Below are 7,969 nucleotides of genomic sequence, written 5' to 3' on the forward strand. Positions count from 1 at the left end.
TTGGGATCTCGCCACCAGGTTCTACGATGAAGCTTCGCCCGACACAGCCATTCTTGTACCAGCAAGAGGATGCCACGCCTTGGGGGAATGGCGACCCCATAGCTCTGTCCTTCCCTCTGCACATCGGCTGGTTGCTATCGCCCGATCCAAGTTGACCTACGCCCCTGCCTTTTCCTGGATGAAGGCGTTCATCCGGGCGGCTAAACCCTCCCGCCTAGCAGCGAGGAAATGCCGGTAAGCGCTTGTATTCCAGAGTGCCCGATCCGTCGGCACACACTGGCTCTCCAGCGCGGCGGAGCCCTGCTTGGCGACCACGCCCTCCAAGTAGTCCGTCGCTTCCTTGTTACTGATGCGCCGGTTCGTCTGCCCAGTGATGAAGGCCATGTTGGCGATCTCGTTGATCTCGCCGGGTTCATAGCCCTGCTGCTTGAGCAGAGATTTCGGGATGACGTGGTGCCACTGAATGAAGTGCAGCTTGCCTTGATGGGTCAGGGATAGCCCCAGACCGCTATACCAGTCTTTGGCGCCGGCCGCCTTGAGGGCTAGGTACGCCAGCGAGAAAAGCGGGCTGTTCACGCCGCGGCCCGCAATATCGCCCGGTTCGATATGGAGACGCCCGAACTGGCGCTTGACCGGCTCCATCAGGCCGCTAATGCCTTCACCACGGAAGAGAATGGCCAGGTCCTCATTCAGCAGGGTCTCGGTTGAACCTCGCGAGTAACGTCCGCGGGCGTTCGCGACCAACAGCCAATGCAGTAGGGCGCGCTGCTCCTCAGCTGTAAGCTTGTTGTCCTTGATCCGGCTGACGGCCGCCAGCACATGAATAAACATGGGCGACGACAGCAGCGACTCATCCTCGATACCGGCATTGCTGCGCAGGACGTTAATGGCAAAGCGCAGGCCTTCCTGTGCCTGAGCCCATCCTGCCTTCAACTTCTCGACAGGCGTGCTGGCAACCGAGCGGAACAGGCACTGCTGGGTTGCAAACACCATTATGGCGCGCACCAACTGACCCAGATCAATCGTGAACCAGCTCTTCTCGCACTCCTCCTGAAACGCTTCCAGCTCTTTGAGCAGGTTCTGCCAGCGGGACGACATCTGGGCCAGCGCCAAGTCCGACGACTTGAGCTTGGCGCCCAGGGAGTTCACGCGGACAAAGATCTCGGTGACTTCCTCGTAGCTCATGTTGCGCTCGAGGACATGCACAACGTAGGTGTATTTCTTTATGTCCCGAAGTCGCTGTAGTCTTTCGGAGTACCGCTTGTAGCGAGGGTCCTTTAGTGATTCGATACCTGCTTTCTCAAGTAGCGCACCGTTGTCATCAGTCCTGAATACCTCAGTGACCGACACCCAGTTCGGCAAGGATGCAAGATTCTTGCTCGCGACGACGAAGGTGCGACGGCCCAGCTTCTCTTGAAGCCCCTGCTCGCTTTCGTCGATGTCGTCGGCACCGTCCGCCTCATCAACCTGCTCATCGTCCGCCGCCATCGGCGAATCTTCGTCGCTGGTAACCTCCGTGTCGTAACTCGGAGGTCCGTCTGGATGATCCAGATTGAACAGGATGTCTATGGGCTTCTTCCGGCCCCGAACCTGCACCAATCCGCCCCCCAGCACTGCCGTCAGCGAGGTCAGCCGCTGTTGTCCGTCCAGTAAAAGCTTGCGGCCAGCGAAGGCGGTGGTCTCCTGGGCGATCGCGAAGTCCCGCGTCGGCACAGGCTCATCCGTCTCCCACATCAGGATGGAGCCGCTGGGGTAGCCACGATATAGCGAGTCCAGAAGGTCGCGTACACGAGTAGCGCGCCAGACGTAGTGGCGCTGGATCTCCGGTAGACGAAGCTCCCCGCGCTTGTACATGTCGACCAGGGTGCCGATAGGGATGTTTTGTTGCTGCATTCAAAGCTCTCCCCGAAAGGCGCGGTGTTGGAGCGATGAATACAGATTGCTCAGCTCCGTAAGCATTACTCGATGGGCGGATTTCAGTGCATCAACCTTGTCCAGGATGCGGGCAATGCGCTGTTGTTCGGCGATGGGCGGCAGTGGAATAGGAATCTTTGCAACTTGTGCTGGTCTTGCGCGCACCAGCGAACCACCTACTCCGGAAACGGTCTGCATAAACTGAGCGTGGAAGTCATCACACAGAAGCGCATGCCTAAGGTACTCAGGCACTACTCGAGGGCTGCGAAACACAATCCACTCACCCGAAGCAATCTGCCTGTATTCCTGTTGTTCCCGAACAATCCATGAGCGTCGGATGTGCGGAACTATCTTTGACAGAAGGACATCGCGCGGTCTAACGATCTGTTTTGTTGAGCCAATTGCACTGCCGGCAAGTACCTCAGGCCGGTAATTGTCGAACGCCGGAATGCTGTAGAGCTCGAAAATTTCGGTTGGGGATTTCGACGGGTTGACGCTGCCCTGTCGGACAGCCATCAAATCTTTAAGAGGAACCATTGGGGATCTGCTCACTTCAGCATCTCCTCCAGCTCTGCCATCCCAGTCTGAATATTGGCTTCGATCGCTCTCAGCTTGGCCAGAATGTCGAGCGGCGCATCGTGCGTCACAGACTCATTCACCAACTTTTTGTAGCGATTGAGGCTGAGTTCGTAGTCCTGCGCTTCAATCTCAGCCTTCGGCACGCAGAAACTCTGCGCGGTGCGCGGCCGTTCACGTTCGCTGCCTTCACGTTTCTCCCAACGCCCAAGTGCGTCGGGCAGGTTGTTCTTGGCGTGCTCGGCCTCGGTCAGCGCTACGGCCAGCGAAGGGCCAAGCTTGGACTCTTCCAATAGCGGCTGGCGCTTGTCGTCGAGGCTCCAGCCGTCCGCGCTCATGTCGTAGAACCAGACATGGTCGGTGCCACCAGAGTTCGTCTTGGTAAAAAGAAGGATGGCGGTAGACACGCCCGCGTAAGGCTTGAAGACGCCCGATGGCAGCGAGATCACCCCGTCGAGCCTCTGCTCCTCCACCAGCATCCTGCGCAGTGCCTTGTGTGCCTTCGACGAACCGGACAGCACGCCGTCAGGTACGACTACCGCCGCTCGACCGCCGGGCCTAAGAAGACGAAGGAACAGTGCGAGAAAAAGCAGCTCGGTCTTCTTCGTCTTGACGATCGAGAGAAGGTCTTTCGCCGTATTCTCGTAGTCGAGGCTGCCCGCGAACGGCGGATTGGCGAGGATCAGGCTGTAGGCCTCCTCGTCGCCTGCGTGGTCCTGGGCAAGGGAGTCCTTGTAGCGAATGTCGGGGTTATCCACCCCGTGCAGCGCCATGTTCATGCTGCCAATTCGCAGCATCGTATTGTCGAAGTCGTATCCGTGAAACATGGCGCGGTGGAAGTGCTCGCGCGCGGCAGGATCGTTGAATAGTGCTGGGTGGTACTTGCGGAGGTACTCTCCCGCGGCGACAAGAAAACCACAGGTGCCGCTGGCCGGGTCGCAGATAGTGTCCGTAGGCGTCGGCTGCGTTAGCGCTACCATCAGCTTGATGATGTGCCTTGGAGTACGGAACTGGCCGTTCTGGCCCGCCGCGGCGATTTTGCCCAACATATACTCGTATAGGTCGCCCTTCGTATCCCGATCGTCCATCGGGACCTTGTCGAGCATGTCCACTACTTTAGCGAGCAGTCCTGCGTTAGGGATGGTGTAGCGGGCGCCTTCCATATGTCGCGAGTACGTGGAGCCGTCGCCGCCCATGGTGCGCATGAACGGGAAGACGTGTTCACCGACCACCATGTGCATGTCGGCCGGAGCGAAGTTCTTGAACCGGGACCAGCGCAAGTCCTCATAGGGACGGCCCTTAGGGTCTCTTCCCTCCGGGAAGACACGGCTGGCCATGGGCTTGCCCAGGACCATCGCCTTCGACTCTTCGAGGGTGTGTGCGTCGTCCAGGCGACGGATGAAGAGCAGGTAGGTGATCTGCTCGAGCACTTCCATAGGATTGGAGATGCCCCCTGACCAGAAGGCATTCCAGATGGCGTCGGCCTGATTGCGGATTTCACCAGTCAGCATGGAGTCCCTCCTGGCTGGCGAGGGTGTCGATAAGAATCGGGGCGTCTTTGGTTGGCATCTCAGTCTCTGGACTATCGCGACGACACCAGGGACAACCCCCAGGCCGTCCTTGGCGAGGTGGACAGCATACGACGATGGCCCTGAGCGGCTTCGTCGCCCCGCTGGAGCACACATTTTGGTTTGGACGAGTAATGCTCAATGGTCATTCGATGCGGCAGGCGTAGGATCCGCGAATCTGAATTGCCAGATGCTATGGCTTTCCGGGGGGAGGACAAAACCTATCTTGCTGAAAAATAAGCATTAAAAGAGAAGTTCAGCTCGGCGAAAAACCTATTGTTGTTTTCGGACGAGGCGGCCTGACTCGCCACTTGCACCCTCATGGTGCAAACTGCGGCGCATGCCTGCCCCCGGTAAGCCAAGCCACGCCCAGCTCTGGGTCGTCGACGACGACCGCACTGTCCGCTTCGTGCTGGCCGAGGCCCTGCGCGACGCCGGCTACGCGGTCAGCGCGTTCGAGGACCCGCGCCAGGCCCTGGCGGCGCTGGCCGACGGCGAGCTGCCCGACCTGGTGTTCACCGACGTGCGCATGCCGGGCATGGACGGCCTGTCCTTCCTTGATGCGCTGAAGGCGAAGCGCCCGGACCTGCCGGTGGTGGTGATGTCCGCCTACACCGACATCGCCAGCACTGCCGGCGCCTTCCGCGGCGGTGCCCATGAGTTCCTGTCCAAACCCTTCGACCTGGACGAGGCCGTGGCGCTGGCGGCGCGCGCGCTGCCTGCCGCCGAAGCCGCGCCGGAGCAGGCGGCGCCGGAGATGGGCGACGCCCTGGTCGGCGAAACGCCGGCGATGCGCGAACTCTTCCGCGCCATCGGCCGCCTGGCGCAGGCACCGCTGAACGTGCTGGTCACCGGCGAAACCGGCACCGGCAAGGAGCTGGTCGCCCGCGCGCTGCACCGCGAGTCGCCGCGCGCCCGCAAGCCCTTCGTCGCGCTCAACACCGCCGCCATTCCGGCCGAGCTGCTGGAAAGCGAACTGTTCGGCCACGAGGCCGGCGCCTTCACCGGCGCGCAGAAGCGCCACGTCGGCCGCTTCGAGCAGGCCGATGGCGGCACGCTGTTCCTCGACGAGATCGGCGACATGCCCGCCTCGCTGCAGACGCGGCTGCTGCGCGTGCTGGCCGAAGGCGAGTTCTTCCGCGTCGGCGGCCGCGAGCTGATCAAGGTGGACGTGCGGGTGATCGCCGCCACCCACCAGGACCTGGAAGCCAAGGTGCGCGACGGCAGCTTCCGCGCCGACCTGCTGCACCGCCTCGACGTGGTGCGCCTGCGCCTGCCGCCGCTGCGCGAGCGCAAGGGCGACGTGCCGGCGCTGGCCGCGCGCTTCCTGGCCCAGGCCGCGAAGAAGTTCGGCGCGCCCGCCAAGCGTTTCCATCCCGAGGCACTCAAGCGCCTGGAGCGGCACGACTGGCCCGGCAACGTGCGCGAGCTCGAGAACCTGTGCTGGCGCCTGGTGGCGCTGGCCCCGGGTGAAACCATCACCCTTCGCGAACTGGGCAGTGCGCTGCGCAGCGAAGGCACCGCCACCGCCGCCGGGGACTGGACGCGCGGCCTGGCCCAGGCCGCGCGCGAGGCCCTGGCCCGTGGCGACACCGGCCTGCACGCGGCGCTGCGCGAACGCTTCGACCAGGTGCTGCTGGAAACCGCGTTGGAACACACCGACGGCCACCGCCAGCTGGCCGCCGAGAAGCTGGGGCTGGGCCGCAACACCGTGACCCGCAAGCTGGGCGCCACCCGGCGGCGCAAGTCACCCTAGCGCCGCGTGCCGCTGGCCTGCGACCATCCGCCCACCAATCCCGAAGGAGACGCCGCGTGTTTAGCCATGTGATGGTGGGAACCAACGACATCGACCGCGCCAAGCGCTTCTACGACGCGCTGCTGGGCTTCCTCGGGGCCGGCGCGCCGTTCGAGAACACTTCGGGCACGGTCACAAGCGCCTGTTTTACCGCCACGAGGGCAGCACCTTCTGCGTCACCGAGCCGATCAACGGCGAACCCGCCACCGTCGCCAACGGCGCCACCCTCGGCTTCAAGTGCAGCTCGCCCGAACAGGTGCAGCAGTTCCACGACATCGCGGTGGCGAACGGCGGCACCAGCTGCGAAGGCCCGCCCGGCCCGCGCACCAATGCCATCGGCATGCTGTACCTGAGCTACGTGCGCGACCCGGACGGCAACAAGCTCTGCGCGCTGCATCGGCCGGCCTGAGGCCACGGCCACCCAGCCCTTTTTCCGGGAGAGGCCATGACCGTCCTGCGTTGCTTCCTGTGCCTGCTGCTGTTGGTCGCGCTCCCGGCCGACGGCCGGGGTGAACCGCGGGCCCTGACCGTGTTCGCGGCGGCCAGCCTGAAGGAAAGCCTCGACGCGGCCGCCGAGGACTGGACGCGCCTGTCGGGCCAGCCGGTGGTGGTGTCCTTCGCCGCCAGCTCGGCGCTGGCGCGCCAGATCGAACAGGGCGCGCCGGCCGACGTCTTCATTTCCGCGGACGCCGAGTGGATGGATTACCTGCAGCGCCGCCAGCAGATCGATCCCTCCACCCGCTTCGACCTGGCCGCCAACCGCCTCGTGCTGATTGCCCCCGCGACCTCGTCGCTGGCCGCAGTGGCGCTCACCGACCGCGAGGCGGTGCTGCGCGCGTTGGGCGATGGACGCCTGGCCGTGGCGGAAACTGCGAGCGTCCCGGCCGGACGCTACGCGCGGCAATCGCTGGAGACGCTGGGGCTCTGGGAGGCCCTCGAACCCCGGCTGGCCCAAGGCGAGAACGTGCGCGCCGCGATGGCGTTCGTAGCCCGGGGCGAGGCGCCGATCGGCATCGTCTACGCCACCGACGCGCAGGCCGAGAAGGGCGTACGCGCCATCGCCCGATTTCCCGCGGACGGCCATGGCCGCATCATCTATCCGGCCGCCCGCGTCGCCCGTTCGGACGCGGACCATGCCCGGGGATTCCTGGGCTACCTGCGCGGCGACCGCGCCGCGGAAATCCTGAGGAAGGCCGGGTTCTCCCCCCCCTGACATGCTTACCCACGAGGAAACGGTCGCGATCGGGCTCAGCCTGAGGGTGGCATTGCTGGCGGTGGTGTGCGCCTTGCCGTTCGCGATAGCGACGGCCTACGTGCTGGCGCGCAAGCAGTTCCCCGGCAAGGTCCTGTTCGACGCGCTGGTCCACCTGCCGCTGCTGCTGCCCCCGGTGCTCACGGGCTATGTCCTGCTGGTGCTGCTCGGCCGGCAGGGCGCAATCGGTTACTGGCTGGAGCAGTGGCTGGGCATCACGTTCGCGTTCCGCTGGACGGGCGCCGTGATTGCCGCGGCGATCATGGCGTTCCCGCTGTTCGTGCGTTCGATCCGGCTGTCGATCGAGTCCATTCCCCGGGAAGTGGATGAAATGGCGGCCAGCCTCGGGGCGCGGCCGTGGGCGGCGTTCTGGCAGGTCACCTTGCCGCTGAGCCTGCGTGGCGTCATCGCCGGCATGACGCTGGCGTTCGCCAAGGCCCTGGGCGAGTTCGGCGCCACCATCACCTTCGTGTCGAACATCCCGGGCGAGACGCAGACCATCGCGCTCGCCATGCATACCCTTATCCAGGTGCCCGGTGGCGGCGTGGCGATCGCCCGGCTGGCGGTCGTCTCGGTGATCATCTCCATCGGTGCCCTGGTCGCCTCGGAGTGGCTGGTGCGGCGGGCGGCCTACCGGCAGGCGAGCGAATGAGGCGCGGAGGCCATCCTTGACCCGCCGTTAATGCCGGGGCTGACACCCTTGGCTCCCGACCGATCGCAAGGACGTGCCATGACCCTGATGAGAACCACGATGCTGCTCGGCACCGCACTGGCGCTGTCTGCCTGCCAGCCCGCGGAGCCGCCGGCGGCCGAGGCGCCGCCCGCGCCCGCGCCGGTCGCAGAACCGGCACCCGCGCCGGCGCA

Annotated in this window: 6 protein-coding genes and 2 pseudogenes; 5 read left to right on the forward strand and 3 right to left on the reverse strand. The window is 64.4% G+C overall.

The window, feature by feature from the left end; genetic code table 11:
• Positions 1 to 156 precede the first annotated feature (156 nt).
• Genes Q0C12_RS04660 through Q0C12_RS04670 form a run of 3 tightly spaced genes read right to left on the reverse strand, consistent with a single transcriptional unit; the run spans position 157 to position 4,001 of the window.
• Positions 157 to 1,893 (reverse strand): DUF262 domain-containing protein, encoded by a 1,737-nt coding sequence (locus tag Q0C12_RS04660; protein ID WP_290886839.1) that lies wholly within the window; start codon positions 1,891 to 1,893, stop codon positions 157 to 159.
• Positions 1,894 to 2,466: a restriction endonuclease subunit S gene (locus tag Q0C12_RS04665; protein WP_290886842.1), complete on the reverse strand. Its 573-nt coding sequence runs from the start codon at positions 2,464 to 2,466 to the stop codon at positions 1,894 to 1,896. It abuts the gene before it with no gap.
• Positions 2,463 to 4,001, reverse strand: a complete 1,539-nt coding sequence (locus tag Q0C12_RS04670; RefSeq protein WP_290886844.1) for a class I SAM-dependent DNA methyltransferase — start codon at positions 3,999 to 4,001, stop codon at positions 2,463 to 2,465. The genes Q0C12_RS04665 and Q0C12_RS04670 overlap by 4 nt, the downstream gene beginning before the upstream one ends.
• A gap of 397 nt (positions 4,002 to 4,398) precedes the next feature.
• Here Q0C12_RS04670 and ntrC point away from each other — a divergent pair, with 397 nt between their 5' ends.
• The 5 genes and pseudogenes from ntrC to Q0C12_RS14870 all read left to right on the forward strand — a co-directional run.
• A complete protein-coding gene (ntrC, locus tag Q0C12_RS04675; RefSeq protein ID WP_290886847.1) occupies positions 4,399 to 5,814 on the forward strand; it encodes a nitrogen regulation protein NR(I) in 1,416 nt (471 codons plus the stop codon).
• 56 nt (positions 5,815 to 5,870) lie between these two features.
• A pseudogene (locus Q0C12_RS04680) lies at positions 5,871 to 6,262 on the forward strand (VOC family protein).
• Between the two features lie 36 nt (positions 6,263 to 6,298).
• Positions 6,299 to 7,066, forward strand: coding sequence for a molybdate ABC transporter substrate-binding protein (gene modA, locus Q0C12_RS04685; RefSeq protein WP_290886850.1), 768 nt, complete (start codon positions 6,299 to 6,301; stop codon positions 7,064 to 7,066).
• A 1-nt stretch (position 7,067) separates the two neighbouring features.
• Positions 7,068 to 7,757: a molybdate ABC transporter permease subunit gene (modB, locus tag Q0C12_RS04690; RefSeq protein WP_290886853.1), complete on the forward strand. Its 690-nt coding sequence runs from the start codon at positions 7,068 to 7,070 to the stop codon at positions 7,755 to 7,757.
• Positions 7,758 to 7,835: 78 nt separating this feature from the next.
• A pseudogene (locus Q0C12_RS14870) lies at positions 7,836 to 7,969 on the forward strand (superoxide dismutase family protein); the annotation flags it as partial.

The sequence above is a fragment of the Arenimonas sp. genome, assembly GCF_022842045.1.
Classification (GTDB): Bacteria; Pseudomonadota; Gammaproteobacteria; order Xanthomonadales; family Xanthomonadaceae; genus Arenimonas.